The following is a 26,401-nucleotide window of genomic DNA, read 5'->3' on the forward strand; positions in this document are numbered from 1 at the left end:
ATGGAAGGGGGAGGGGATCAGGGAAGGTGGCGGTGTACGACCCGGCAGCGCCGAGGGTCACCACCACCAGGCGTACGCCCGCCTGAACACCACGGGTCCCGCCACGCCTCGTCGTGCCAGGTGGAGTTGCCGTGCCGCTCGTACCAGCGGCCGGCGGCGGTGCGCACCGGCGAGGTTGCGTGGCGCTCCCAGGTCAGCAGGTCCGTCGACGTGGCCAGGCCGATGTCGTCGAACGCGGGCCGGTCGGCGGGCACGTCAGGGGGAAATGATGCCTCATCAGGCACGCCGCGACGGCACGACCCAAGCCGACCGACCCCGGCGGACCAGACCCGAAGACCTGGCCGCCGTCTCCTCCGGTTGGACAGCCGGCGGGCCGACCGGCCAGAGTGTCCGCCGTGAGGTACCTGCGGACGGCCGGCGCGGTCGGGATCAGACGGCCCCGGCCCGGCGACGAGGCGGAGTTCACCGCCGCCGCCCGGCGCAGCCGGGACCTGCACCACCCCTGGCTGACCGCTCCCGCCGACCCGGCGGCGTACGCCGCGTACCTCGCCAAGCTGCGCCGCCGGGACCACTCCGGCTACCTGATCTGCGACCGGGCCAGCGGAGCGATCGCCGGGTACGCGAACATCAGCGCCATCGTCCTGGGCGCCCTGCGCGGCGGCTTCCTGGGCTACGCCGCGTTCCTGCCGTTCAGCGGCACGGGACACGCCTCGACCGGTATCGGCCTGGTCGTCGACCACGCGTTCACCGCGCTGGGCCTGCACCGGCTGGAGGCCAACATCCAACCGGGCAACGAGCCGTCCCGGGCGGTGGCCCGCAAGCTCGGCTTCCGGCTGGAGGGCTTCTCCCCGGACTACCTCTTCATCGACGGGGCCTGGCGCGACCACGAACGCTGGGCCATCACCGCCCCCGATCGGTGATCAAGGGGTTCGCGTCAGGGTCCGCGCCGGAACTGACGCAAACCCCTTGATCAACGCGGGGTGGGGTGGGGCGGGGCGGGGCGGGGCGGGTGGGTGGGGTGGGGGGTGGGTGGTTAGCGGCCGGGGCCGCGGGTTTCGCGGCGCTGGACGCCGAGGCGCTCGATGCGCCCCTGCTTCTGCTCGACGCGCCGCCGCTGCCGGGGCGTGAGCTGCTTGCGGCCGCTCTGCTGCAGGTAGATCGGCTGGCGCTGGTCGTTCGACATGGGGGCGCTCATGACCGTTTCCTCCTCGTCGTGCGTGCTGCGGACGCTCCCACCGTGCGCCCGCACCGGGTGAGCGGACCCCACCCGATGCGGGCTATCCGGACCGGACGTCAACTGGGTCCGCGGCGACCGATACTTCCGGTACCAGTGCGACAACAAGCTGGACGGGGGGTGCGGGAGCAATACCCGGAGTATGCCGAAGGTGGACGACCTGATCCGCGAGATGGTGTTCGAGCACCACGACAAGATGTCTGAGGCCGGCGAGCCGGTCAGCGAGCCTGACGCCGAGGACCAGGAGCGCCTGGAGGGTATCGAAGAACTGCTCCAGGAACTGTGGGCGCAGTGGAAGCACCCGGACAAGAGCCAGAGACTGCCGGGGCAGGACTACTTCGCCATGCGGGCCGAGCTGATTAAGGAGAGGGACGAGCTGCTGGCGGCGCGCTCCGTGGTCGAGAACCGGACGGCGTCGACCGACCAGGTGAGGGATGTGCGCAACGGCTGGGACGCTGCCACGATCCACGAGAAGCGCGCCTTCATCAATCGGTACGTGGAGGCCGTCATCATCCTGCCGATCGAGCCGGTGTGGAACGAGAAGCTGGGTCGCGTAGTCAGGCCGGGGACGAGGCTATTCAACGAGGATCTGATCGAGCCGGTGTGGAGGTAGGCCGGAAGCACGAAAAACCCCCAGCACGGATGCTGGGGGTTTTTCCTATGCCGCTTCCCGGCGCTTTACCTTGATCCCGAGGCCGCATTCGCGGCTGACCACTGCTCCCAGGTGATCGGCGGAGCGTTCTTGAGCTGGCGATCGATCCATGCCCTGCGACGGGCTTCGGCCTCGCTCACCCGAGCATCCCCGCCGGGTCGCCCTCGTCGCCGTGCGGCTCGAAGATGATCGCGCGCAGCTCCTCGTCGTTACTGCCTGCGTCCGAGGCGTCCAGCGGTGTTTGTCCATATCGGCAGTCATGGATGGTGGGTTCACCCGGTGCGGGTGATGCCGCGGCCCCGTGTCCCTTCCTACGGTGGATGCATGGCTGCCGCGCGTCCGACGCCCGCCGACCCGTTCCCCGGCGTGACCGCCCTGAGCCGTGAGCCGGGGGACCAGCGGGCCGTCCCGCCCGAGCTGGGCACGAACTCCATCGCCGTGCTCAACGGCCCGACCTTCCTGTACTCCGACTCGTGCGGGGACGTGCCGCCGGGCACCATCGGGGGGCTCGTCCACATGGACACCCGCCTGCTCAGTGGTTGGGTGCTCACCGTCAACGGGGCTCAACTGCTGCCGCTGCGCGGCGAGACGATCGACCACTACTCGGCCCAGTTCATGCTGGCCAACCCCGACGTGCCCGGGCTGCCGCCGGACAGCCTCGCCGCCCGTCGCATCCGCTACGTCGGTGACGGCTTCCACGAGCGGGTCGAGCTGCTGTCCTTCCGGACCGAGCGGGTGCGGCTGGAGGTGCGGCTGGCCGTCGCCGCGGACTTCGCCGACCTCTTCGAAGTCAAGTCCGGGGTGCGGAATCGTTCGGCCCGGATCACCCGCTCCCACGCCCCGCACGAGCTGCGTTTCGACTACTCCGCCGACGGTTTCGCCGCGTCCACGCAGGTCCGGTCGGATCCGCCGGCCACCCGCGTCGAAGGCGACGACCTCGTCTGGGAGGTCGAACTCGACCCCCGTGAGGGGTGGCATGTCGACCTGGTCGTGCCCCTGCCGACGGGGCACCGCGTGATGATCGACCCCCTCGGCGGCGACATCTCGCAAGTTATTCACCGGTCCACCGACAACCCACTGCGCCGCTGGGTGGAGGACCGGGCTGCCCTGCACAGTGACAACTCGGTGGTGGAGCGGGCCACCAACCGCTCCCGCTTCGACCTCGCCGCGCTCCGGCTCGACCTGGAGATCCGCGGGCAGCGGGTGATGCTGCCCGGCGCCGGCCTGCCGTGGTTCCTCACCGTGTTCGGCCGGGACACGGTGATCACCGCGTACCAGACGCTGGTGGCCGGGCCGGCGCTGGCGAAGGGGGCGCTCCTCGCGCTCGCCGGGCTCCAGGGGCGCACCTGCGACGACTTCACCGACGAGGAGTCGGGCAAGATCCTGCACGAGTTCCGCAGCGGCGAGCTGACCCGCACCGGCGTCAAGCCGTACAACCCCAACTACGGCACCGCCGACGCCACCCAGCTCTGGTTGATCCTCCTGTCGGAGTACTGGCGGTGGACCGGTGACGACGACCTGGTCCGATCGCTGCGCGACAACGCCCTCGCCGCCCTGACCTGGATCGACGAGTTCGGCGACCGCGACGGCGACGGCTACGTCGAGTACGCCACCCGCTCACCCGAGGGGCTCGGCAACCAGTGCTGGCGGGACTCCCCGGACGGGGTGCGCTTCTCCGACGGGCGGATGCCGGTGCTGCCGATCGCCACCAGCGACCTGCAGGGCTACACGTACGACGCGAAGCTCCGGCTCGCCGAGCTGGCCGACGGCCCGCTGGCCGACCCGGCGCTGGCGCGGCGGCTGCGCGCGGACGCCGCGGACCTGTTCGACCGGTTCAACCGCGACTTCTGGATCGAGGAGCGGGGCGGCTTCTACGCAACCGGCCTGGACGGGGACAAGAATCGCATCGACTCGAAGACCTCCAACATGGGCCACCTGCTGTGGAGCGGCATCGTGCCGCCGGACCGCGCCGGAGCGGTGGTCCGCCAGCTCGTGCACCCCGACATGTTCTCGGGTTGGGGCATCCGCACCCTGTCCCGGGAGGACCGGCCGTACAACGCGCTCGGGTACCACCTCGGTACCGTCTGGCCGCACGACAGCTCCATCGCGGTGCTGGGGATGGCCCGCTACGGCTACCGGGCCGAGGCCAACCAGGTCAGCATCGCCCTGCTCGAAGCGGCCGAGCAGTTCGACTACCGGCTGCCGGAGGCGCTCAGCGGGTACGTCCGCGAGCGGACCCTGTTCGCCGTCCCGTACCCGACCGCGTGCAGCCCGCAGGCCTGGGCGGCGGGTGCGCCGCTGGCGCTGGTGCGGGCGATGCTCGGGCTCAACCCGGTCGACGGGCGCCTGACCATCGACCCGGTCATCCCGCCCGAGATAGGCCGGATCACCGCCGAGCGCGTCCGTGCCTTCGGGCAGCTCTGGGAGGTGGAGGCGGTCGCCGGCACCGGCCACGTCCGCCGGTCCGCCGGTCCGCCGGCTGACGGCAGGTCACCGGCTGCGCCTGATCTGCCACGTTTGTCCGCCCCGGCGATGGGAACGGGGCCGAAATGACGAAACCTCGTGTGGTGATCGTGGGGGCCGGGTTCGCCGGTTACCACGCGGCGAAGACGCTGAGCCGGCTGGCGAAGGGCCGGGCCGAGATCGTGGTCCTCAATGCCACCGACTACTTCCTCTACCTGCCGCTGCTGCCCGAGGTGGCAGCCGGAGTGGTCGAGCCGACGCGGATCTCCGTGCCGCTCGCGGGCACCCTGCCCGGCGTACGGGTCGTCATCGGCGAGGCCGACCACGTCGATCTGCAGAACCGCTGGGTCGGCTTCACCCAGCCCGAGGGGGACCACAACCGCCTCGCGTACGACCGGCTGGTGCTCGCCGTCGGCAGCGTCAACAAGCTGCTGCCCATCCCCGGTGTGACCGAGTACGCGCACGGCTTCCGCAGCCTGCCCGAGGCGCTGTTCCTGCACGACCACGTCGTGCGGCAGATCGAGCTGGCCGAGCAGGCCGAGGACCCGGACGAGCAGCGGGCCCGTGCCACCTTCGTCGTCGTCGGCGCGGGATACACCGGCACCGAGGTCGCCGCGCACGGGCAACTCTTCACCGACGCTCTCGCCCGCCACCGGACCCGCCTCAAGATCCGCCCCAGGTGGATGCTGCTGGACGTCGCCCCGCGTGCGCTGCCGGAGTTGAACGAGCGCATGTCCAAGACCGCCCACAAGGTGCTCGACCGGCGCGGCGTCGACGTCCGGATGGGCACCTCGGTCGCGGTGGCCACCGCCGACGGGGTCAAGCTCACCGACGGCGACTACATCCCGACCTGCACCCTGGTCTGGTGCGTGGGCGTCCGCCCCGACCCCTTCGTCTCCGAACTGGGCCTGCGCACCGAGAAGGGTCGCCTCGTCACCGACGAGTTCCTGAACGTCCCCGGCTTCCCCGAGGTGTACGCCTGCGGCGACGCGGCCGCGGTGCCCGACATGACCCGCCCCGGCCAGATCTGCACCATGACCGCCCAGCACGCCCAGCGGCAGGGCAAGTTGGTCGCGCACAACATCGCCGCCTCGTACGGGTTCGGGCGGCGCAAGCCGTACAAGCACCACGACCTCGGCTGGGTGGTCGACCTGGGCGGCAAGGACGCCGCCGCGAACCCGCTCCAGGTGCCGCTGGCCGGGCTGCCCGCGAAGGCCGTCACCCGGGGCTACCACCTGCTCGCCATGCCCGGCAACCGGGCGCGCGTCGGCGCCGACTGGCTCCTCGACGCCGCCCTGACCCGCCCGGCCGTGCAGCTCGGCCTCGTCCCGGCGAACTCCGTCCCACTGGAGAGTTCCTCACCCGAGGTCCCCGTCCACGCCACGCGCTGACGCCGCCCCCAGCTCCACAAGCTGGGATCTGGCTCCGATATCCAAGACCTCCCCCCGGAGCGGGGCAGGGCGCGGGGCGCGGGTGTCAGGGTGGGGTGGTGAGGGTGGCGTCGGTGGCGGGGCGGGCGCCGGCCGTGAACCTGTCGAGGGGTGCGCCGTGCAGGACGCCTCCCGGTACCTCGTCGCGGGCGGCACGGGCCGCCAGGCGGGCCACCGGCAGCCGCCCGGTGCGTGCCGCGGCGGCGAGCACCACGTTGCCGTACCGCCGGCCGCGCAGCATCCGCCGGTCGGCGACCAGGCACACGTCGCCGAAGACGGCCCGCAGGGTCGCCACCTGCACCCGGGCGAAGACCAGCGGGGGCAGGTCGGTCACGTTCACCAGGTACACGCCGTCCGGGCGCAGGGTGCGGGCCACCTCGGTCACGAACTCGACGCCGGCGACGTGCGCCGGCATCCGGGCGGCCTGGTAGATGTCGGCGAGCACCAGGTCGTACCGGCCGGCGGGGGCGGCGGTGACCGCCGCGCGGGCGTCGGCGACCTGCACGGTCACGTCGCCGGGCAGGGTGGGCAGCTCACGGGCCACCAGGTCGACGACCGTGGGGTCCCGCTCGACCACCCGTTGGCGCGACCCGGGCCGGGTCGCGGTCAGGTAGCGAGGGAGAGTCAACGCGCCGCCGCCCAGGTGCAGGACCTCCAGGGGCCGACCGGCCGGCGCCACGAGGTCCGCGACGGCGGCCATCCGCCGGACGTACTCGAAGTGCAGGTGCCGGGGGTCGGCGAGATCCACGTAGGACTGTTCGACACCGTCGGCGAGCAGCAGGCGCCCGGTCGGGCGGGCCGGGTCGGCGACCAGCTGCAGCCGTTCGTCGGCGCGGTCCATGCGGGGCACGCTAGACCATCACGCGTCGGCGGCGGGCCGGTGGGCGTACACCCACCGGCCCGCCGAACGCTGTCAGGAAGGTGCCGGGTCAGCCGCTCGCCATCCCGGCGCCCGCCTCGTCGATCGCGTCGTCGATCGTGTATGCCAGGTCGACGTCCTGGGCGGTCACCGCACCGGCCTGCCGGGACCGTACGGTCAGCACGGCGGTCGTGGCGTCGGGCCGGCCGATGCGCGGACCGCGACCGGTCTCCAACCGGAGCCGGTCCAGCCGGTCGAGGACCCGGTCCAGGTTGTCCGGCGGCAGTTCGACCGTCCGCGTGAGCGCCTGCCCGTCGCCCGACCAGTACGGCAACCCGTTCAGCGCCTCGTTGAGCTCGTCGCCGCGCAGCGGCGGCGTGCTGGTCGTCGGGCCGACCACACCCCCGCCGGCGTCCGGCGGGGCCAGCAGGTCCCGCAACCCGTCCGGTACGTGCAATGACTCGACCAGGTCGCCGTCGCGGGCGGCCAGCGCGGCGAGTGTCGCCGATGCCTGGTAGCGGGCCTGCTCCGGGCTGCGGCCACTGAGCCGGCCGACCTCGGCCAGGAAGCCGGGCAGGTCGGCGTGGCTCCGCACCCCGTCGACCGGCGTGACGTCGTGCAGGGACACGGGCACCGCCTCCAGCAGCCGGCGCCGCTCACCCTCGTCGAGCGCCCACGCCAGGGCCAGCACAGTGGCCTCCGCACCGACCTTCGCCGTACGGAAGTCGACGCCGGCCCGGCGACCCACGTCCTCCACCAGATCGCGGTAACCCGTCTGCGTCACCCCGGGGGTGCCGGTGGCGGGACCGGGGCGTGGCCAGTTGGTCTCGGGCACGGCGGCGGGCGGCGGCGCGGGCCCGCCCCGGGTGGCGTCGGGCTTGCGACGTTGGCCGGCCGGGGCCGGGCCGATCCGCCGGCCCTTGTCGAGGTGGGTGAGCTGCTTGGAGGCGCTCAGGCTGGCACCGGTCTCGCTGGCCTGCATGCCACGTTCCCGCGCCTCGCGGGCCAGGGCCCGACGGCGCTGGTTGTCGCCCTCCATCTGCTTGCGCATGGTGACACCTCGCTTCGGCTGAGCGTGCGTACGTCCGTCGGTCGCCTTCCCGTCGAGGCCGGGGAAGTAACGGGCCGGACGGGTCGACGGCGGGGTGCCGACGGTGCCCGGAAGCTTCATCCCGGGCGGGTGAGGGGGGGTCACCCGGAGGCGGCCCACGATGGCGGTGGACCGGGGAACTTCCGATGTACGCGGAAGGAAAAGGTCGTGATGAAGAGGATCGTCGAGATCGTTCCCGCCCGACCCGGCTGGTACGCCCGCTGGCGGCTCTCACCCGAGGACACCCGCAGTTACGCGGTCAGCCTGTGGGCGCTGCTGGAGGACGCGGACGGCACCGGCCGTGAGGTGGTCGGCGTGGACTGTATCGGCCAGTGGCCGGGTGCGGACGACAACGAGGCGGGTGGGGAGTTCGTCCGCTATCTCTTCCAGACACCGGATTCCGGCTCACCGGAGGACGCCGAACCTCTCCGGACCGAGCAGCAGCGGACGACCGGACCTCGACTGCAACCGGTCACCGCGCCCTGAACCACACTCCGGCCCCCGACCCCTGGTCCCAGGGTCGGGGGCCACCCCCCGTCCGGGCCGCAGGCTCGTTCCCGGCGGTGCGGGTGGGCTCCCCCCGCGCCGAGACGACAGCGATGACGTCGGGTGGATCGGGGCGCGTCCGGGTCAGCCGGCCTCGCGCAGGCCGCCGTCCGCGCTGGGATCGACGGCGAGCAGCTCGACGAGGCCGGTGCGGTCGAGGAGCTGCTGAAGCTGCGGGCTGACGCCCGTCAGGCGCACCGGGCCGGTGCCGGCGCGGTGCACCACCACGAACGCACTGAGGCCGGACGAGTCGCAGAGCCCGACGCCCGTGAGGTCGATCACCAGGTCGTGGCAGCCGTCCCGGCGCAGCTCGGCCACCGCGTCGATGAGCTCCGGCGCGGTGTCGTAGTCCAGGTCTCCGGTCAGCCGCAGCCGGGCGTGCCCGGCGCCGAGCCGGGTCACCTCGATGGTCAACAGCTGGTGCGCCATGACTCCATGTTCCCAGCACGACGGCGGATGGCAAACAGCGGGGAGCGCGGCGATCCCTACCGGACCCGCGAGTGGTGCCGGCAGGCCGCCGGCGCAACGGTCAGGCCTGACGTTGCACGCGCATTGCGCTGTGCGCGTCGCCCATCGGGCGGGCCAGCAGGCCCATGACGCCCGTCATGTCCAGGATCGTCTCCAGGAAGCGGGGGACCGCGCGCAACTCGATGGCGGTGCCGGCCTGCTGCCCCTCACGCCAGGCGTGCACGATGACGCCGAGGCCGGTGCTGTCGATGAACTCCAGTCCGGCGAAGTCCAGGACGAGCACCGCAGGCGCGTCGGCGAGCGTCCGCTCGACCTCGTACCGCAGCGGTGCGGCCGTGGTGTAGGCCAGGTCGCCACCGACCATGATGAGGGGGACGTCCGGATCCGACCGATCGACGGACATGATCAGCGGCACCGTCTCCGCCTTCCTCCCATGGGGTGACACGCTCAACGCCTTTCCGCAGGCGGCCGCTCGGGCAGGGGCCGAGAGGATCGTAACAACGCCCGTCCGGACCCGCCCGGTGTGCGGCCATCCACCCGCGAGGGCGTGGGGTGGCGGAACCGGCACACCGGCGTAGGGTGGGTCGAAGAGACGTGACCACGAGCGCCGTGTCCGGCGCGTTGCAGGTGTCGACAAGGAGTGGGGCTCAGCTGGTGACTGCTGCCGACGTCAGGGGTCAGGACCCGGGCGACGGACGGATCTCCACGCCGAGTGCCGCGCGGGCCCCGGCGTGGCCCGTCGACGCCCCGGCTCGCTCCGCCGCCCTGCCCGCGCTCGCACCGGACCGCGGCCACGCCGCACCGGACTGGTCCGAGGTCGTCGAGCACTTCCGGGAGGGCCTCGTCATCTGCGACGCCGACGGCGTCGTCCGCCACCTCAGCCCGGTCGCCGAGCGGCTGCTTCCCGAGGTCGTTCCGGGTGAGCTGCTGGCGGCGGCCGGTGTCGCCGGGCTCGGCGCCGGCGGTGACTTCACCCACCACGGGCGTCGGCTGCGAGCCCGCCGGGTCCCGTTGTCGGCCGCCCGCTCCTGCTGGTACGTCGAGGACGTCACCGAGATCGTCTCCCGCGCCGACGCGCTGCTCGCCGAGCGGGCCCGTTCGGCGTTCCTCGCCGTGGCCGGCGAGAAGCTGGGCAACCCGCTGCACCCCGACCGGGCCGCCTCCGCGGTGGTCCGGCTGGCCGTGCCCACCCTGGCCGAGGTCGCGGTGCTGGTGCTGGCGCCCCGGTCGGGGCGGTCCCGCTGGTGGCGGGCGTCGCGGGGCCAGGACGAGGCGCCCACCGTCGACAGCGGCGTGCTCGACGCCCCCGACCTGCCCCCGGCCATCGTCGAGGGCCTGCAGGGCTCCGAGCCGCACGCCGTGGACTGGCTGGTCGAGCAGGCCGTGGAGGCCGGGTGGCTGCCCGGCCTGACCTCCGTCGAGGCGTGCGCCCGGGTGGTGCCGCTGCCCGGCCGGGACGCGCCGGCCGGGGTGCTGCTGGTGGCCCGGCGCGCGACCCGGTGGTACGACGACGCCGACATCGATCTCGTCCGGGCCTTCGGGGCGCGGGCCGGGGCGGCGCTGACCACCGCCATGCTCTACCGCGACCAGGCCGAGGTCGCCGACACGCTCCAGGCCAGTCTGGTGCCGGTGGAGCCGGCCGAGGCGACCGGCGTGCAGTGGGGCACCGCGTACCGGCCCGCGCAGGCGGGGTTGCGTATCGGCGGGGACTTCTACGGCTCGCACCGGCTGCCCGACGGCAGCTCGCTGTTCTTCCTCGGCGACGTCTCCGGCAAGGGCGTCGAGGCGGCCGTCTTCACCGGGCAGCTCCGGCAGTGCCTGCACGCGCTGCACCGGGTCGAGTCGCACCCGGGGCGGCTGCTGAAGCTGCTCAACGACGCGTTGCTGGAGACCACCCAGGCGCATGACCGGGGCCGGTTCGCCACCATGGTGCTCGGGGTCGTCAGGCCACACCGCGACGGTGGGCTCACCCTGGCTCTGGCCGGCGGTGGCCATCTGCCGCCGCTGGTGCTGCGGAACTCCGGCGAGGTCGAGCAGGTGTCGTTGAGCGGCATGCTGGTCGGTGTCGTGCCGGATCCGCGCATCGGCGAGGCGACGGTCCGCCTGGAGGCGGGCGAGACGTGCCTGCTCTACAGCGACGGCGTGACCGAGGCGCGCGGCGGCCGGAGCGGGCAGGAGCAGTTCGGCCCCGAGCGGCTGGTCGGCCTGGTGAGTGGTTGCCACCGCATGCCGGCGCCGGCCCTGGCCGAGCGGATCGAGCAGGTCACCTGTGACTGGCTGGGGCACGGGGACCACGACGACATCGCCGTGCTGGCGCTGCGTGCGACCGGCCCGGGTGGGCGTGTCCCGCGGCATCTGCACGCGGTGCCCGAGCCGGCGGCGACCGACACGAGGGAGTCGCGCCCGTGAGTGCTCCGACCACCGAGGCCGGCCTGACCGGCGCCTGGTCCGGCTACCTGAACTGCCTGGAGGAGGCCGACGAGTACGCCGCGATCGAGGTGGCGACCGGTCTGCTGGAGGGCGGCGTGCCCGCCGAGCGGGTGCTGCTGGACCTCGTCGCGCCCGCGCAGGCCGAGGTGGGGGAGCGGTGGGCGCGCAACGAGTGGAGCGTCGCCCAGGAGCACGCCGCCACCCACATCAGCGAACGGGTGGTGGCGGCGGTCGCCGCGTACGCCAATCCGCGTCCGACGCGGGGGCGGGTCGTGGTGGCCTGCATGGACGGCGAGTGGCACGCGCTGCCGCCCCGGCTGGTGGCCGAGGTGCTGCGGCTGCGCGGCTGGCAGGTGACCTTCCTCGGAGCGAGTGTCCCGGCCGCGCACCTGGTGTCGTACCTGCACCGGCACGACGCCCACGCGGTCGCGCTGGCGTGCGCGCTGCCGATGCGGCTGCCGTACGCGCACCGCATGATCGAGGCGTGCCGCCGCTCCGACGTCCCGGTGGTCGTCGGTGGTCGCGGTTTCGGGGCGGACGGGCGGTGGGCGCGCCGGCTCGGTGTGGCGTGGGGGCCGGACGCACCCTCCGCCGCCGACCTGGTGGCCGACGAGCCGGCACTGCGGCGGGTGCCGCCGGCGCAGTTGACCCACTTGGCCGACGACGAGTACGCGGGCCTGGTCAAGCGGCGCGGTGAGCTGATCGACGGGGCGCTGGCCGACCTGCGGGAGCGGGTGCCGTCCGCCCGGGACTACACCCCGGCACAGATCGACTCGACGGTCAGCGACCTGGGGTACATTGTCGACTTCCTGGCCGCCGCGCTGTACGTCGACGACGGCACCCTCTTCGCCGAGTTCGTCGACTGGCTGGTGTCCATCCTCACGAGCCGGGGGGTGCCGGCCGGCGCGGTGGGGCTGACCCTCGGGCACTACGCCCGGGAGCTGCGGGACTTTCCCCGGGCGACGCGGTTCCTGGAGGAGGGCCGGGCGTCGGTGGCCGCCGTGCGGGGTGCGGGCGTGCGCTGACGTGCCGCCGGGGCTCCCCGGCCCCCTGTCTATACTTGCTGCACTGCAAGCGTCTCGGCCTGCGGTGGAGTGAGGGGGTACGGGTGTCGTTCACCGTCACGTACGCCGAGCGCGACGGCGGGGCGTACCTGCGGCTCGCCGGCGAGCTGGACATGAGCACCGTCCCGGAGCTGACCGCCGTGCTGGACCGGCTCGCCGCCGCCGGCACGTACCGGTTGCTGCTCGACCTGGCCGAGCTGACCTTCTGCGACTCGACGGGGATCGCCGCCTTCGTGCGCGGCGACAACCAGGCGTCGGCTGCCGGGGGCTGGCTGCGCCTGACCGGAGCCAGCGGACGGGTCGACCGGGTGCTCCAGGTGACCGGGCTGGCCGACGTGCTGCGACACGCCGCGGACACCGCCGACCCCAGGACGCGGACTGCCGGTTGATGGGCTAGATTTCCCCGCCAGCAGGTCCCGCAAGGCTCCGCCCCCTCCCCGATACGAAGCAGGTAGCCATGCCTCCAGTGACCCCGAGTCCGGTACGCATCCTGGTGGTGGACGACGACCCGGGCGACGTGCTCATGATCGAGGAAGCGCTCGCGGACTCCGACGTCGAGAAGGTCATCGACGTGGTCAGCGACGGCCAGGAGGCGATGGAGTTCCTGCGCCGCGAGGGCCGGCACACCGAGGCCCGGCGGCCCGACGTCATCCTGCTGGACCTGAACATGCCCCGGATGGACGGCCGGCAGGTGCTCGGCGAGGTCAAGAGCGACGAGGACCTGCGGACGATCCCGATCGTCGTGCTGACCACCTCGAACGCCGACACGGACATCCTGGGCAGCTACACCCTCCAAGCCAACGCGTACGTCACCAAGCCGATCGACCTGGACGACTTCAACGACGTCGTGCGTCGCATCGACGAGTTCTTCGGCCGCGTCGTGGTGCTCCCGAAGCGCTCCTGAGGGCGGTCCACCCCGCACCGCTCGCATGCTGAACATTTTTCCCGATCCCCTCCGGCTGTCGCCGTGAGCGCCGAGGATCCAGGTGGGGAAGGAAAGCATCGGCTGCCTGGGGGGCGACAGCATGAGGTTCTCCGTCGTGGAGATGGGCTACGACCGGCGGCAGGTCGACTCCTGCCTGGACGAGATGGGCATCCGCCTGGCGCGGCTGGCGGCGCGGGCGGAGAGCGCCGTCGGGACCGGCCGGGAGTGGGACGAGGTCCGCGGGGAGGCGCTCGCGCTGAGCGGCCTCCTGGACCGGTTGGACCTGGGCGACGCGGCGGTCGCCCGGCGGCATGCCGACGCCGTCGACCGCGAGGCGGCGGACCTCCTCGCGCAGGCGCGCTTCGAGCTGGACGCGGCCCGCGAGGAGGCACGCCAGCTCCGGGAGCGGGTGTACGCCGAGGCGGTGCAGGCCCGGCGGGAGTTCGAGGATGCCCTGCAGGCGCGCCGTCGGCGCGAGTCGCGGGTGGACGAGATCCTCAGCGGGGTGTCCGTGGAGCCGGTGCCGGCCGACACCCCGACCGCCGCCGCCGCGGTGCCGGCCAGCGGTGTCCCGGCGACCCGGGCCGCCGGGACGGCGACCGAGCCGCCGGGTGGGCGCGGTGATGCCTGAGCGGCTGTGTCAGGTGAGCGCGGCGACGATCGTGCTCGCCCGGTCCTCGTGCTGGGCGTACGCGTCGGGGAAGGCGGAGACCTGCACGGCCTGGGCTGCCCCGGCGACGCTCATCTCCTGCCAGCCGGGGATCTCCCGCAGCGCGAGGTAGAAGGCGCGGGCCGCGTACGCCGGGCGCATCAGCTCGGCGACGGTCCCCCAGCCGCTGCTGGGGCGCTGCTGGAACAGGCCGACGGAGTCGTGGTCGGCGCCGCTGCCCTGGTTGGGCAGGTCGAGGGACTCGGGAACCCAGTCGTTGGCCAGGTTGTAGAGGTTGCTCTCCTGCATCGCGGTGGCCATCGCGACGACCAGCGCCCGGTGGGGCATCTTCAGGCCGACGCCGACGTCGACGATCACCTTAGCGTTGTCCATCTGGGTCTGGGTCAGACCGGCGACGGGTCGCGGGCGCACCGGCTTGGTGGGCTTGACCGGCTTCTTCCTCGTCGGGGCCGGTCGGCTGGCCGAGGGGGAGGGCTTGGCGCTCGGGGTGGGGCTGGCGGGGGCGGGGGAGGCGGCCCGGTCGAGGGACCGGGAGGCGCGTTCGTCGGCGGCGGCGCGGTCCGCGACCGCCTCGGCCACCGGTTCGCGGTCGGCCTCGGCCCGGTCGCCCACGCCGGTCGCCGCGAAGACGCCGACGCCGAGACAGCAGGTGACCCCGGTGGCGAGCGCGACCCGCATCCGCGCGGACACGTAGACACCGCGTCGCGGCTGCTCGGCGAGGCGGTGCCGGCCGACCGTCCGTTCGGTTGATGCGGTGTCGCCCGGACGGGTGGCCGGTCGATCCTGGGTCGGCTTGTGGTCGATGGAGTCGTCGGGATGCACCCGCCGAGGCTAGAAAGAGGAGCGCTCTTTGCCATCGGCGCGATTAGTGGCATGCGCCACAATTTGCGGTAATCGCGGTTGCGAATCGCCTCGGCTGATCAGCAAAGCCGCCTTCTCCGCCTATCCGAATTACCGGAAAAATACGCTCAGTAGTCCGTGAATCGGTCGTTAAGTTGATCTTATGCCGCATTGGTGGCGAGGTCGGACGCATCCTCCGTACGGTCGACCCGTCGTTGCACCGTACGGAGGAGGGGTGGCTGGCCGAAAACGTCAGGTCCCGGTGCTGAGCCCGTCAGTGCCGGCCGTTCTCGGCGGGTGTGACGGTCAGCCGGGTTCGACTCGCGTCTCCGCTGGTGAAGGGCCACAGCCGGTCGGCGTGCTCCACCAGCTCGGCCAACTGCTGTCGGCTGAGCCCGGCGGAGGAGATCGAGGCGTGCACGTCGGCCCGGTAGCGGCCGTCGTCGTCGCGACCCAGCTTGGCCTCGGCGCGTACCTGGACCGTGTGGGCCTCGTTGGTGATCTCACCGGCCGCCTCCACCGCGGCGTGGTGCAGGCAGGAGGCGAAGGCCGCGGCGAGCAGCTGCTCGGGCGTGAGACCCGTGCAGTGCGGTGCCAGCGGGGACGCCAGGGCGGTGGACAGACCGCCGTCGTCGGTGCGTACGTGACCGCCCTCGGCGGTCGCGGTGGCAGTCTCGGGTAGCCACGAACCTGAATCCGGCATCGAGTTCCTCCCGTCACTCACCGGCCCGGCTACCCGGCACCCGGGCCGTGAAACCGCAGGACACGGTGGTCCGCGACGGGACGGCGGTCAGCTGGCGCGGGTGGACCAGTCCGGCAGGGCCGCGGCCTGGGTCGCCTCGGCGGCGGCCCCGTCGGTCCACGGCGAGACCACCTCCCGCTGCCGGGGCGGTACCGACCGGAGCATCGGCACGTATACCCGGGCGTCCACCGCCTCGGCCAGCAGCAGCGCGGCCATCAGGCTGGTGGGCCGCTGCGCCGGGTCGTCGGCGAGGCAGCTCGCGCACAGGTCGGCCACCTCCGGCGGCAGGCCGGGGATTTCCGGCAGCGGCTCCGGCGGTAGTTGCCGGCGCCGGGCGCCGAGCAGCTGCATCGTGGTGTCGGCCTGGTACGGCATTCGTCCGGACAGGCTGTAGTAGAGCAGGACGCCGAGGGCGTACATGTCCGCGGCGGGGGTCGCCGGCGCCCGTTCCAACTGCTCTGGCGCCAGGTACGCGGGCGTGCCCACCAGTATCCCGTCCGGTGTGGGGTCCGCGGCGCCCGACGGGGTGGCGATGCCGAAGTCGAGCACCTTCACGCCGGCCGGGGTGAGCATGACGTTCGCCGGCTTGACGTCACGGTGCACGATGCCGTGGGCATGCGCCGCCGCCAGGGCGGCACTCACCTCCGCGCAGACCCGTACGGCGATCCGCCAGTCCAGCGGCCCGGCCCGCAGGTGCGCGGCGAGCGTCTCGCCCTCGGCCAGCTCCATGACGATGTAGGGCAGCTCGATGCCCGGCAGCGTCGCCGAGGTGCCGAAGTCGTGCACGCTGGCCACGTTGGGATGCACCAGCCGGGCGGCGGAGCGTGCCTCGGCGCGGATCCGCTCCACCGACGCGTCCGGATCCTCCTGCCCCGGGGACATCAGCTTCACCGCGACCGGCCGGTCCAGCACCGCGTCGTGGGCCCGCCACACCTCCGACATGCCACCGATGCCGATGCGCTGTTCGAGCTGGTACCGCCCGTCCAGCGTCCTCATCGATCGCTCCTCGCCTCGTCGTCCCCGATTGCGCCGGATGTCCGGCGCCGGTGCTTCCGATGCCGGTACCCGGCCTCCGAGCAGGGCAAACCGCAGGGTACGCCAGGTCGCGGTGGGGTAGCTTGCCAGCCAGGGGCAGCCGGCGCGAGGGAGTGCGACGATGAGCGAGGTGACCGTACGCTTCGTCGGCGGTCCGGCGCACGACCTGGAGCGGGCGCTACCGGCCGAGCCGGACGGCGGGCCCCCGGCCCGCTGGATCCTGCGCCATCCCGACGGCGGTGACCCGGGCCTGGCCGACCACCTCTACGAGCGCGCCGATTCCCGTGGCGGTGGGTGGACGATGCGGTTCGTGCACACCTACCCCGTCGGCATGACCGAGTGAGACCGGCCGTCACCGGGTGGCACAGCTGGTGCACAGGATGCGCACAAACGCAGCACAGCGGTCGCGCCCACGATGGGGGCCATGGTGACGGACGAGCACGGCGCACCGGCCCGGATCGAGCTGCGGCGCCCCGACGGTGAACCGGTCCGCGTCCTGGTGGTCGACGACGAACCCACCCTGACCGACCTGCTGTCGATGGCGCTGCGCTACGAGGGCTGGCAGGTACGCACCGCCGGCAACGGCATGTCGGCCCTGACCACGGCCCGGCAGTTCCAGCCCGACGCGGTGGTGCTCGACGTGATGCTGCCCGACCTCGACGGCTTCCAGGTGCTGCGCCGGTTGCGCGCGGCGGCGCCGACCGTCCCGGTGCTGTTCCTCACCGCCCGCGACGCCGTGGAGGAGCGGATCGCCGGGCTGACGGTCGGTGGCGACGACTACGTCACCAAGCCGTTCAGCCTGGAGGAGGTGATCGCGCGGCTGCGGGCGCTGCTGCGCCGGTCCGGCTTCGCCGTCGCGGCCCGCGAGGAGGCGGTGCTCACCGTCGGCGACCTCAGCCTCGACGAGGACAGCCACGAGGTACGCCGCGACGGGCAGCTCGTCACCCTCACCGCCACCGAGTTCGAGCTGCTGCGCTACCTGATGCGTAACCCCCGGCGGGTGCTCAGCAAGGCGCAGATCCTCGACCGGGTCTGGAACTACGACTTCGGTGGCCAGGCCAACGTGGTCGAGCTGTACATCTCGTACCTGCGCAAGAAGATCGACGCCGGCCGGAAACCGATGATCCACACGCTGCGCGGCGCCGGCTATGTCCTCAAACCGGCGGAGTGAGCGGGGCCGGCTGCGGCGGTGGCTGGCCGGCTGGTCCCTGCGTACCCGTCTGGTGGTCATCCTCGTCGCGCTGCTGGCTGCGGTCAGCGTCGCGACCGGCGCCGTCGCGACGGTCGCGCTGCGACAGTTCCTGGTGGAGCGGGTGGACGCGCAGCTGACCGCGGAGCCGGGGCCGCGCGACGGCCGGCCGTTCCCCCGGTTCTTCCCGCCCGACGGCGGCGAGTTGCTCATCCCGGCGGGCCTGCCACCGGACTCGATCGTCGCCACCCTGTCCGGGGGACGGGTGACGCAGGCGCTGGTGCAGACCGGCGAGCGGCAGGGCGGGGAGGGGGTACCCGTCGACGAGGTGGCCGCGCTGGGCGGGCTGCCGGCGGATGCCGGGCCACGCACGGTCGACCTCGGTGACCGGGGCGAGTACCGGGCGATCGCGCGACGGTGGCCGGACGGGACGGTCCGGGCCTTCGCCCTGCCCCTGGCGGAGGTCGAGGAGATCGTCATGTGGTTCGTCGCCGCCCAGGCCGCGCTGGCCGCCGCCGGCCTGCTGGTCGCCGGCGGCGCGGGCGCGCTCATCGTCCGGCGCACCCTGCGCCCGCTGCGGCGGGTCGCGGCCACCGCCGGCCGGGTCAGCGAGCTGCCCCTGGACCGGGGCGAGGTCGCCCTGTCGGTCCGCGTGCCCGAGGCGGACACCGATCCGCGCACGGAGGTCGGCCAGGTCGGCGCCGCGCTCAACCGCATGCTGGGGCACGTCGCCGCCGCACTCGCCGCCCGCCAGGCCAGCGAGACACGGGTACGCCAGTTCGTGGCCGACGCCAGCCACGAGCTGCGCACCCCTCTCGCGGCCATCCGCGGGTACGCGGAGGTGTCCCGCCGCGGCCGGGACCGGGTGCCGCCCGACGTGGCCCACGCGCTGCGCCGCGTCGAGTCGGAGAGCACCCGGATGACCAGCCTCGTCGACGACCTGCTGCTGCTGGCCCGGCTGGACTCCGGTCGCCCGCTCGCCGTCGAGTCGGTGGACCTGTCCGCGCTGCTCGTGGACGCGGTCAGCGACGCGCACGTCGCCGGCCCGGAGCACCGCTGGCAGCTCGACCTGCCCGAACGGGTCGTCCGGGTGCCCGGCGACCCCGCCCGGCTGCACCAGGTCCTCGCGAACCTGCTGACCAACGCGCGGGTGCACACCCCCGTGGGCACCACCGTCACCGCGTCGCTGGGCGTCGAGCCCGACGCCGCCGTGCTGCGCGTCACCGACGACGGACCGGGCATCCCACCCGAGCTGCGGCCGGAGGTCTTCGAACGTTTCGCGCGCGGGGACAGCTCCCGGTCCCGGGTCCACGGCAGCACGGGCCTCGGCCTGGCCATCGTGGCGGCCGTGGTGGAGGCCCACCGGGGAACGGTCGCCGTGGACAGTCGGCCGGGCCGCACGGTGTTCACCGTGCGCCTGCCGCATCCCACAGCGGACGCATAGGCGGCTCAGGGGAGCGGGACAGCCCGGCCACCCAGTGTTGCCGGCATGGACAGAACAGAGGCCCTGCCCGCCGCGCCCGCTCCGGCGCCCTCCCGCGAGGTTGCGCCGCCGGTCCCTCGGTCGCCCCGCTGGGCCCGCCCGGCCCTCACCACTCTGCTGCTGGGCACCGCACGCCCAGTGCGGCTTCAAGGCGATCCGCGCGGACGTCGCCGAGGGACTCCTCCCGCTGGTACGCGACACCGGGTGGTTCTTCGACACCGAACTGCTGGTGCTCGCCCAGCGGGCCGGCCTGCGCATCCACGAGGTGCCGGTGGACTGGGTGGACGACCCGGACAGCCGGGTGGACATCGTGACCACCGCGCTGGCCGACCTGCGCGGCATCGGCCGGCTCGGCCGGGCGCTGGCGACCGGCGCGCTGCCCCTGGCCGAGCTGCGCGAGCAGGTGGGTCGTGCGCCGCTCAGGCCGCCGCCCGCGCAGGTGCCGGTCGGCCTGCCCCGGCAGCTGGCCCGGTTCGCGGCGGTCGGGGTGGCCAGCACCTGCGCGTACCTGCTGCTGTTCGTGGCCACCCGGGGTGCGCTCGGCGCCCAGCCGGCGAACCTGCTGGCGTTGCTGGTCACCGCCGTGGCCAACACGGCGGCGAACCGGCGGTTGACCTTCGGCATCACCGGCCGCCGGCACGCCGGCCGGCACCACCTCCAGGGACTGCTGGCCTTCGGGCTCGGCCTGGCGCTGACCAGCGGCTCCCTCGCCGCGCTGCACGCCGTCACCGCCGTACCGGCCCGACCGGTGGAGGTGGCGGTGCTGGTGGTCGCGAACCTCGCCGCGACGGTGCTGCGGTTCGTGCTGCTGCGCCTGGGCATGCACCACCGCCGGACCTGAACCCCCACCCCCTCCGCCCGTGTTGATCAAGAGGTTTGCGTCATATCGCTCGCGCGATCCTGACGCAAACCTCTTGATCAACACGGACGTTGGACGGTCAGGCCGTCAGCACCTCTGCTAGGACCTCCACGATGATTTCCGCGTGGCGACCGTCGGGGTCCTCGTCTGCGTTGAGGTCGGCGACGCTCATGCCGAGCAGCCGGCCGGACCGCACCAGCGGGGTGATCAGCGCGGCGAGGTCCGGCCACTCCAGCCCGCCCGGCACCGGGTAGGTGACCGCCGGCAGCACGAGAGGGTCGAGGACGTCCAGGTCGAGGTGCAGCCAGGCGGGACAGACGCTGGCGGCGGCCAGTTCCCGGCCCACCCGGGCGGCGTCGGGGCCGCGCAGCCGGTCGGCCGGCACCTGGTGGATCGCCCGGTCCACCCGGGCCGCCTCCAGGCCGCTCTCGGCGTCGGTGGGCGGGCGGTGGCCGAGCAGGTGGACCTGGTCGGGATCGACCAGCGGGCCCTCCCGGTCGAGGAGGCCCGCCGGGCCGTGGTCGGTCACCAGCGACAGGTCCATGTCCGCCGCCTCGCCGGTGGGGGAGGTCCGTCCGTCGTGGAAGTCGACGTGCCCGTCGAGGAACCACAGGTCGAAGCCGGACGGCAGCCCCAGGAGGATCCCGGGCAGGATCGCGCAGTCGCCGCCCAGGACGAGCGGGTGCCGGCCGCCCGCGGTCAACTCCATCACCCGCGCGGAGATGTCCCGGATGGCCTCGCGGACCTGGTCCGCGCCGATCACCCCGGTCTCCGGGTCCCGCACCGGGTCGGTGACGAGCGTGTCGAGCGCCCCGGCGTCCTCGGCGCCGAGCCGCGCGAGCAGTCCCGCCGTACGCAGCGCCACCGGCGCCCGCCGCTCGCCCCGCCCCCGGCCGGACGACTCCAGCGGGGCGTCCAGCACCGACCATCGCATGCCGTCGAAGGTAGTCCGACGTGACCGGCCGGACGGCGCGTACGGCGAAGGTCGCCGCGGACGTCGGGTGGAGTGTCCGGTGTGGGTCTCCTTCGACCGTGAAGCGGCGTACGGTGTCAGACAAGCCCGGCGTAACGCCCAAAACCCGCATAGCGGTCGTTCAGGCGCGCCCGGGGACGAGACGGTAAGGGAAAGGAGCGGTCGGTGAACCACCTGGCCTACCTGGACGCGGGATCCGGCAGCTTGATCGTGCAGGCGGTGGTCGGCGGGGTCGCCGGCGCCGCGGTGGCGGCCAAGCTCTACTGGCGACGCCTGGTGGACCGGTTCCGCCGGCAGCCCACCGACCAGCGCTGACCGGCATGGCGATCTCCGACCCGCGGCTGCGGGCCGAGCCCGGTTCGTTCCGCGACCCCGCCAACCGGATCTTCCACCTCGGTGACGAGGTGCTGCGCGGGCTCGACGAGGAGGCGGCCGTGCAGTGGCGGGCCCTCGCCGCGAGCGGGTTCTTCCCGTCGCTGGTGGCCGCCGGCAAGGTGTGCGGCACCGAACCGGCCGATCCGGCGCCGCTCCCGCACGGCTGGGCGGCGGTGCTGCGCCACGAGCGGATCCCCTTCGTCTCCCACCCGTACGAGTGGTCCTTCGCCATGCTGCGCGACGCCGCGCTGCTGCACCTGGAGATCCTGCGCGCCGCCCTGCCGGAGGGGTTCACCACCAAGGACGGGTCCGCGTACAACCTCCAGTGGCGTGGCGCGGAGCCGGTCTTCATCGACGTCGGGTCCTTCACGCCGGCCCGCGACGGCGAACCGTGGGCCGGCTACCGGCAGTTCTGCCAGACCATGCTGTACCCGCTGCTGCTCGGCGCCCACCTGGGGCTGGACTTCCAACCCTGGCTGCGGGCCCGGGTCGACGGCATCGAGCCGGAGCAGATGCGTCCCCTCCTCGGCGGCACCCGGCGGCTGCTGCCGGGGGTGCTCACCCACGTACACCTGCACGGCGCCATGCAGCGCCGCAACGCCGGCGCGAGCACCGCCGACGTTCGCTCCCAGCTGCGCGCCGCCGGCTACTCCCGCGAGCTGGCCCTGGCCACCGTACGCGGCATCGAGAAGCTGGTCCGCCGCCTGGACCGCCGGGGCGCGCCCAGCCACTGGGTCGACTACCAGCGCACCTGCGGCTACACCGCCGACGACCGGGCGGCCAAGGAACGCTTCGTGGCCGAGGCGCTGACCGCCGGTCCCCGCGCCCGCCTGGTGCTCGACCTCGGCGCCAACGACGGCCGGTACGCGCGCCTGGCCGCGCGGCACGCCGACTACGTCGTCGCGGTCGAGCAGGACCCCACGGTGGTCGACGAGTTGTACCGGACGCTGCGCGCACAGGGGGAGCGGCGCATCCTGCCGCTGGTCATGGACCTCGCCGACCCGTCCCCCGGTGGGGGCTGGCGGGGCGTCGAGCGGGCCTCGTTCGCCGACCGGGCCCACGCCGACGTGGTGCTCGCCCTGGCGGTCGTGCACCACCTCGCGATCGGCCGCAACGTGCCGCTGCCCGAGGTGGTCGACGGGCTCGTCGCGCTCGCCGCGCCCGGTGCCCGGCTCGTGGTGGAGTTCGTCCACCCGGAGGACCCGATGGCCCGGCGGCTGCTGGCCAACAAGCCCGAGGGACTCTTCCCGGACTACCGGCGGGAGGAGTTCGAGCGGTCCCTCGCCGCCCGCTGCCGCATCGCCCGCCGGCTCGACCTGCCCTCGGGCACCCGCACGCTCTACGAGGCGGTCGTGGGTGACTGAGCCGGCGACACCGGCTCTCCCCGCGGAGTCATCGGCCGGCGGAGCCGACCGCGACGAGGTGGGTGGCACGGCGGGGAGGTCGGGTCGACCGTGGCGCGGCTGGCGGCGGGAGCTCGGCCGGCTGGCGGAGGTGGCCGGTCTGCTCGGGCTCGTGGTCACCCAGCCGGTGCTGGACGTGCTCGGCCGCAGTCCCGACTTCTTCCTGTTCCACCGGGCCGACCCGGGCGAGATCCTGCTGCTCCTCGCCCTCGTCGCGCTCGTGCCGACGCTCGCCGTCGGACTGCTCGGCGCGCTGTCCCGGGTGGCCGGGCCGACCGTCCGCGCCGCGACGCACACCGTGGTCGTGGGACTGCTGCTGGCCGCCGCCGCGGTCCAGGTCGGCCGGCACGTCACGCCGCTTCGGGGCGTACCGCTGCTCCTGCTGGCGGCCGTGGTGGGCGCCGCCGGCACGGCCGCCCACCGGCGCTGGCGCGGGCCCGGTCGCGTGCTGCGGCTGGCCGCTGCGGGCCCGCCGGTGTTCGTGGTGCTGTTCCTGTTCGCCTCGCCGACCTCGGCGGTGGTGCTGCCACGCGGGGAGGGCGGCGCCGCCGGTACGGCGAAGGGCGGCATCCACCCGCCGGTGGTGATGCTGATCCTCGACGAGCTGCCACTGGTGTCCCTGCTCGGCCCCGACGGCCGCATCGACGCCGCCCGGTTCCCCCACTTCGCGGAGCTGGCCGGCGGCTCGACCTGGTACCGCAACGCCACGGGCGTCAGCGGGTGGACGCCCTACGCGCTGCCGGCGATGCTGACCGGGCGGTACCCGGCCGACGGCGTCGCGCCGCACTACGCGCAGTACCCGGACAACCTCTTCACCGCCTTCGGCGGCCTCTACGACATCCACGCCGAGGAGAGCATCACCCGGCTCTGCCCGCCCAGCCGCTGCGAGACACCGGTCAGTCCGGAGCAGGGGCTCGGCGTGCTGGTCCGGGAGACCGGGACGCTGCTGCGCCGGATCGCCGCGCCCGTCGACAGCCGGATCGACCCGGCGGACTCCTACCGGGAACGGACCAGCGCCGAGGCGGGCATGGACGCCGCCGAGCCGGTGCCGGCCGACCCGACGTTCCGCTGGGACAACCTCGACGACAACCAGCCGGCCCGCTTCACCAGCTTCCTGGCCGGCCTGCGGCCCGCCACACGGCCCGCCCTGCACTTCCTGCACCTTCTCATGCCCCACTCGCCGTGGTCGTACCTGCCGTCGGGCGCCCGCTACGACGCGCCGGAGGACCTGCCCAACGACGGTGCCGCCGGCTGGACGGAACTGGCCCGGCAGCGCCACCTCGCGCAGCTCGGCTACACCGACCGGCTGATCGGCGAGACGCTGCGGACCCTGCGCGCCACCGGCCTGTACGACCGCGCGCTGGTGGTGGTGACCGCCGACCACGGGGTGAGCTTCACCCCCGGCGCCCAGGGACGGGGGATGGACGCGATCAGGGCCGCCGCCGACGAGGTCGCCTGGGTGCCGCTGTTCGTCAAGAGCCCCGGGCAGCGCACCGGCCGCGTCGACGACCGGAACTGGCAGCACGTGGACCTGCTGCCGACCGTCGCCGACGAGGCGGCGATCCGGCTGCCGTGGCGGGTCGACGGCCGGTCCGCACGGCAGGGCCCCCGTACCGACCCGGGCAAGGTGTTCTACGACCGGCCCGCCCAGCCGACCCCGATCACCGGCGGCGTGCCCGGCCCGCTCCCACCGCCCACGCCGCACCCCCTGGTCGGCACGACCGTCGGCGACCGTCCCCTCGGCGGTACCGCCGAGGTGGCCCGGCTCGGGGCGTTCCGTGCCGTGGACCCGGACGCCGGCCAGTTGCCCGCGCTGGTGTGGGGCGACGTGCCGGACGACGTGCCCGACGGGACGTCCCTCGCCCTCGCCGTCAACGGACGCGTCGGGGCGGTCGTGCCGGTGGTACCCCGCGACACCGGAGGCCGCCGCTTCGCGGCGCTGCTCGCCGACGACCGGCTGTACCAGGCCGGCGCGAACCGCCTCGACGTCTACCGGGTCGCCCCCGACGGCTCCCTGCGCCGCCTCACCCTGTCTGAGGTGTAAGGAAGGGCCCCCCGTTAACGCCTGCGGTAGAGGAAGGGCCCCCGCTTAACACCGCGGCCAGCTCTTGATCGACCTCGCGCGCCGGCCGCCTTCCGCGACCGGTACCGTTCCCATGCCTTCCGCCCGCCGCGCTCCGGCAGGCGGCGTACCCGGAACCGAGGGGGTTTCCCGGCCGGCAGGTCGGGAATCGGGTGACGCATACCTCACCGCCGAACCACGGCGGGCGGTATCCCCGAGACCGCGATTACGGTAAAAGCGAAGGCAATTCAACGAAGATCTGCCGGCGAAGCGAGGAACCACATGACGGAAGTCAAGCTCGATCACCCCGGTGGGCAGCTTTCGATGCCAGTGCACAACGCGGTCGAGGGCCCCGCCGGCATCGGGGTGGGCAAGCTGCTGAAGGAAAGCGGGATGACCACCTACGATCCCGGTTTCGTGAACACCGCGGCGTGCTCCTCCGCGATCACGTACATCGACGGTGACGCGGGGATCCTGCGCTACCGCGGGTACCCGATCGAGCAGCTGGCCGGGAAGTCCTCCTTCCTGGAGGTCTCCTACCTGCTCATCTACGGGGAGCTGCCCACCCAGCAGCAGCTCACCGAGTTCACCGAGTGGATCCGTCGTCACTCCCTGCTGCACGAGGAGATGCGCCGCTTCTTCGACGGCTTCCCCCGGGACGCGCACCCCATGGCGGTGCTCTCGTCGGCGGTCAGCGCCCTGTCGACCTTCTACCAGGACAGCCTGGATCCGTTCGACTCCGAGCACGTGGAGATCTCCACGGTGCGGTTGATGGCGAAGGTCCCGACCATCGCCTCGTACGCGTACAAGAAGTCGATCGGGCAGCCGCTGCTCTACCCGGACAACTCGCTCGGGTACGTGGACAACCTGCTGCGGATGACCTTCGGCGTCCCGGCGGAGCCGTACGAGGTCGACCCGGTGATGTCGAAGGTGCTGGACATGCTCTTCGTCCTGCACGCCGACCACGAGCAGAACTGCTCCACCTCGACCGTCCGGCTGGTCGGCTCCAGCAACGCCAACCTCTTCGCCTCGGTCTCGGCCGGCGTGAACGCGCTGTTCGGCCCGCTGCACGGCGGCGCCAACCAGGCCGTGCTGGAGATGCTCCAGAAGATCCACGCCGAGGGCGACGACGTCCGTTCCTTCGTCCGCAAGGTCAAGGACAAGCAGGACGGCGTCAAGCTGATGGGCTTCGGCCACCGGGTCTACAAGAACTACGACCCGCGCGCCGCGATCGTGAAGAAGGCCGCCCAGGACGTGCTCGGCCGGATGGCCAAGCCGGACCCGCTGCTGGACATCGCGATGGAGCTGGAGGAGATCGCGCTCGCCGACGAGTTCTTCGTCTCCCGCAAGCTCTACCCGAACGTGGACTTCTACACCGGCCTGATCTACAAGGCCATGGGCTTCCCGACGAAGATGTTCACGGTGCTGTTCGCGCTGGGCCGGCTTCCCGGCTGGATCGCCCAGTGGCGCGAGATGATCAACGACCCGGAGACCAAGATCGGCCGTCCGCGGCAGGTCTACGTCGGCTCCCCCGAGCGGGCGTACGTCCCGCTCGACGAGCGCTGAGGTCCAGGATCGCGTCACGAAGGCCGCCGACCATCGGGTCGGC

27 protein-coding genes and 1 pseudogene are annotated in these 26,401 nt (G+C 73.3%); 18 read left to right on the forward strand and 10 right to left on the reverse strand.

The genetic code is table 11. The annotated features are described in order from the left end of the window. Positions 1 to 17: 17 nt before the first annotated feature. Entirely contained in the window at positions 18 to 284 is a 267-nt protein-coding gene (locus ACIBR0_RS18090) for a hypothetical protein (RefSeq protein WP_396716936.1), read from the reverse strand. Between the two features lie 111 nt (positions 285 to 395). Here ACIBR0_RS18090 and ACIBR0_RS18095 point away from each other — a divergent pair, with 111 nt between their 5' ends. Further along, positions 396 to 920, forward strand: coding sequence for a GNAT family N-acetyltransferase (locus ACIBR0_RS18095; protein ID WP_396716938.1), 525 nt, complete (start codon positions 396 to 398; stop codon positions 918 to 920). 113 nt (positions 921 to 1,033) lie between these two features. On the opposite strand, the gene ACIBR0_RS18100 is transcribed toward ACIBR0_RS18095, so the two are convergent. Continuing rightward, on the reverse strand, positions 1,034 to 1,195 hold the full coding sequence (locus tag ACIBR0_RS18100) for a hypothetical protein (RefSeq protein ID WP_357036954.1): 162 nt from the start codon (positions 1,193 to 1,195) through the stop codon (positions 1,034 to 1,036). A gap of 190 nt (positions 1,196 to 1,385) precedes the next feature. On the opposite strand from ACIBR0_RS18100, the gene ACIBR0_RS18105 reads away from it, so the two are divergent. From ACIBR0_RS18105 to ACIBR0_RS18115, 3 genes are all read left to right on the forward strand, one after another. After that, a complete protein-coding gene (locus tag ACIBR0_RS18105; RefSeq protein WP_396716940.1) occupies positions 1,386 to 1,847 on the forward strand; it encodes a hypothetical protein in 462 nt (153 codons plus the stop codon). 363 nt (positions 1,848 to 2,210) lie between these two features. Next, the gene (locus ACIBR0_RS18110; protein WP_396716942.1) at positions 2,211 to 4,439 is read left to right on the forward strand and encodes a glycogen debranching N-terminal domain-containing protein; all 2,229 of its coding nucleotides are present in this window, start codon (positions 2,211 to 2,213) and stop codon (positions 4,437 to 4,439) included. Further along, a complete protein-coding gene (locus tag ACIBR0_RS18115; RefSeq protein WP_396716944.1) occupies positions 4,436 to 5,740 on the forward strand; it encodes an NAD(P)/FAD-dependent oxidoreductase in 1,305 nt (434 codons plus the stop codon). Before ACIBR0_RS18110 ends, ACIBR0_RS18115 begins: the two co-directional genes overlap by 4 nt. An 85-nt stretch (positions 5,741 to 5,825) precedes the next feature. Here the strand turns inward: ACIBR0_RS18115 and ACIBR0_RS18120 are convergent, their stop codons facing one another. Both ACIBR0_RS18120 and ACIBR0_RS18125 read right to left on the reverse strand, forming a co-directional pair. After that, a complete protein-coding gene (locus ACIBR0_RS18120) occupies positions 5,826 to 6,620 on the reverse strand; it encodes a spermidine synthase (protein ID WP_396716946.1) in 795 nt (264 codons plus the stop codon). An 88-nt stretch (positions 6,621 to 6,708) separates the two neighbouring features. Further along, positions 6,709 to 7,689: a DUF2267 domain-containing protein gene (locus ACIBR0_RS18125; RefSeq protein WP_396716948.1), complete on the reverse strand. Its 981-nt coding sequence runs from the start codon at positions 7,687 to 7,689 to the stop codon at positions 6,709 to 6,711. Positions 7,690 to 7,899: 210 nt separating this feature from the next. Between ACIBR0_RS18125 and ACIBR0_RS18130 the strand changes: the two genes are divergently transcribed. Then, positions 7,900 to 8,214: a hypothetical protein gene (locus ACIBR0_RS18130; protein ID WP_396717069.1), complete on the forward strand. Its 315-nt coding sequence runs from the start codon at positions 7,900 to 7,902 to the stop codon at positions 8,212 to 8,214. Positions 8,215 to 8,358: 144 nt separating this feature from the next. Here the strand turns inward: ACIBR0_RS18130 and ACIBR0_RS18135 are convergent, their stop codons facing one another. Both ACIBR0_RS18135 and ACIBR0_RS18140 read right to left on the reverse strand, forming a co-directional pair. After that, entirely contained in the window at positions 8,359 to 8,703 is a 345-nt protein-coding gene (locus ACIBR0_RS18135; RefSeq protein ID WP_396716950.1) for an STAS domain-containing protein, read from the reverse strand. A 100-nt stretch (positions 8,704 to 8,803) separates the two neighbouring features. After that, positions 8,804 to 9,157 carry an STAS domain-containing protein gene (locus ACIBR0_RS18140; RefSeq protein WP_396716952.1) on the reverse strand — a complete coding sequence of 118 codons (354 nt, stop codon included), beginning with the start codon at positions 9,155 to 9,157 and terminating at the stop codon, positions 8,804 to 8,806. A gap of 239 nt (positions 9,158 to 9,396) precedes the next feature. Between ACIBR0_RS18140 and ACIBR0_RS18145 the strand changes: the two genes are divergently transcribed. The 5 genes from ACIBR0_RS18145 to ACIBR0_RS18165 all read left to right on the forward strand — a co-directional run bounded on the left by ACIBR0_RS18145 (position 9,397) and on the right by ACIBR0_RS18165 (position 13,792). Continuing rightward, the gene (locus ACIBR0_RS18145) at positions 9,397 to 11,151 is read left to right on the forward strand and encodes a PP2C family protein-serine/threonine phosphatase (protein WP_396717071.1); all 1,755 of its coding nucleotides are present in this window, start codon (positions 9,397 to 9,399) and stop codon (positions 11,149 to 11,151) included. Then, positions 11,148 to 12,197, forward strand: coding sequence for a B12-binding domain-containing protein (locus ACIBR0_RS18150; protein WP_396716954.1), 1,050 nt, complete (start codon positions 11,148 to 11,150; stop codon positions 12,195 to 12,197). Before ACIBR0_RS18145 ends, ACIBR0_RS18150 begins: the two co-directional genes overlap by 4 nt. 83 nt (positions 12,198 to 12,280) lie before the next feature. Beyond that, the gene (locus tag ACIBR0_RS18155) at positions 12,281 to 12,625 is read left to right on the forward strand and encodes an STAS domain-containing protein (protein WP_396716956.1); all 345 of its coding nucleotides are present in this window, start codon (positions 12,281 to 12,283) and stop codon (positions 12,623 to 12,625) included. A gap of 68 nt (positions 12,626 to 12,693) precedes the next feature. Continuing rightward, positions 12,694 to 13,140 carry a response regulator gene (locus tag ACIBR0_RS18160; RefSeq protein WP_357041298.1) on the forward strand — a complete coding sequence of 149 codons (447 nt, stop codon included), beginning with the start codon at positions 12,694 to 12,696 and terminating at the stop codon, positions 13,138 to 13,140. 121 nt (positions 13,141 to 13,261) lie between these two features. Then, a complete protein-coding gene (locus tag ACIBR0_RS18165) occupies positions 13,262 to 13,792 on the forward strand; it encodes an ATPase (protein ID WP_396716958.1) in 531 nt (176 codons plus the stop codon). 9 nt (positions 13,793 to 13,801) lie between these two features. Here ACIBR0_RS18165 and ACIBR0_RS18170 read toward each other — a convergent pair whose 3' ends face one another. The 3 genes from ACIBR0_RS18170 to ACIBR0_RS18180 form a co-directional block, all read right to left on the reverse strand. Continuing rightward, complete coding sequence (locus tag ACIBR0_RS18170) at positions 13,802 to 14,653, reverse strand: hypothetical protein (RefSeq protein WP_396716960.1); 852 nt, start codon at positions 14,651 to 14,653, stop codon at positions 13,802 to 13,804. 292 nt (positions 14,654 to 14,945) lie between these two features. Next, positions 14,946 to 15,374, reverse strand: a complete 429-nt coding sequence (locus ACIBR0_RS18175; protein WP_396716962.1) for an OsmC family protein — start codon at positions 15,372 to 15,374, stop codon at positions 14,946 to 14,948. An 87-nt stretch (positions 15,375 to 15,461) separates the two neighbouring features. Further along, on the reverse strand, positions 15,462 to 16,409 hold the full coding sequence (locus ACIBR0_RS18180; protein WP_396716963.1) for a serine/threonine-protein kinase: 948 nt from the start codon (positions 16,407 to 16,409) through the stop codon (positions 15,462 to 15,464). A 160-nt stretch (positions 16,410 to 16,569) separates the two neighbouring features. On the opposite strand from ACIBR0_RS18180, the gene ACIBR0_RS18185 reads away from it, so the two are divergent. The 4 genes and pseudogenes from ACIBR0_RS18185 to ACIBR0_RS18200 all read left to right on the forward strand — a co-directional run. Beyond that, on the forward strand, positions 16,570 to 16,791 hold the full coding sequence (locus ACIBR0_RS18185) for a hypothetical protein (RefSeq protein ID WP_396716965.1): 222 nt from the start codon (positions 16,570 to 16,572) through the stop codon (positions 16,789 to 16,791). 72 nt (positions 16,792 to 16,863) lie between these two features. Further along, on the forward strand, positions 16,864 to 17,619 hold the full coding sequence (locus tag ACIBR0_RS18190) for a response regulator transcription factor (RefSeq protein ID WP_396716967.1): 756 nt from the start codon (positions 16,864 to 16,866) through the stop codon (positions 17,617 to 17,619). Further along, positions 17,597 to 19,081: an ATP-binding protein gene (locus ACIBR0_RS18195; RefSeq protein WP_396716969.1), complete on the forward strand. Its 1,485-nt coding sequence runs from the start codon at positions 17,597 to 17,599 to the stop codon at positions 19,079 to 19,081. Before ACIBR0_RS18190 ends, ACIBR0_RS18195 begins: the two co-directional genes overlap by 23 nt. A 172-nt stretch (positions 19,082 to 19,253) precedes the next feature. Beyond that, positions 19,254 to 19,961: pseudogene (locus ACIBR0_RS18200) on the forward strand (GtrA family protein); the annotation flags it as partial. Positions 19,962 to 20,058: 97 nt separating this feature from the next. On the opposite strand, the gene ACIBR0_RS18205 reads toward ACIBR0_RS18200, so the two are convergent. After that, complete coding sequence (locus ACIBR0_RS18205) at positions 20,059 to 20,913, reverse strand: arginase family protein (protein ID WP_396716971.1); 855 nt, start codon at positions 20,911 to 20,913, stop codon at positions 20,059 to 20,061. Between the two features lie 204 nt (positions 20,914 to 21,117). Between ACIBR0_RS18205 and ACIBR0_RS18210 the strand changes: the two genes are divergently transcribed. The 4 genes from ACIBR0_RS18210 to ACIBR0_RS18225 all read left to right on the forward strand — a co-directional run bounded on the left by ACIBR0_RS18210 (position 21,118) and on the right by ACIBR0_RS18225 (position 26,358). Continuing rightward, positions 21,118 to 21,267: a hypothetical protein gene (locus tag ACIBR0_RS18210; protein WP_167183181.1), complete on the forward strand. Its 150-nt coding sequence runs from the start codon at positions 21,118 to 21,120 to the stop codon at positions 21,265 to 21,267. Positions 21,268 to 21,272: 5 nt separating this feature from the next. After that, entirely contained in the window at positions 21,273 to 22,691 is a 1,419-nt protein-coding gene (locus ACIBR0_RS18215; protein ID WP_396716974.1) for a class I SAM-dependent methyltransferase, read from the forward strand. Continuing rightward, positions 22,684 to 24,774, forward strand: a complete 2,091-nt coding sequence (locus ACIBR0_RS18220; protein ID WP_396716976.1) for a sulfatase-like hydrolase/transferase — start codon at positions 22,684 to 22,686, stop codon at positions 24,772 to 24,774. Before ACIBR0_RS18215 ends, ACIBR0_RS18220 begins: the two co-directional genes overlap by 8 nt. A 300-nt stretch (positions 24,775 to 25,074) precedes the next feature. Further along, positions 25,075 to 26,358: a citrate synthase gene (locus tag ACIBR0_RS18225; protein ID WP_396716978.1), complete on the forward strand. Its 1,284-nt coding sequence runs from the start codon at positions 25,075 to 25,077 to the stop codon at positions 26,356 to 26,358. The last annotated feature ends 43 nt before the right edge of the window (positions 26,359 to 26,401 follow it).

Source organism: Micromonospora sp. NPDC049497 (assembly GCF_044465805.1).
Classification (GTDB): Bacteria; Actinomycetota; Actinomycetes; order Mycobacteriales; family Micromonosporaceae; genus Micromonospora.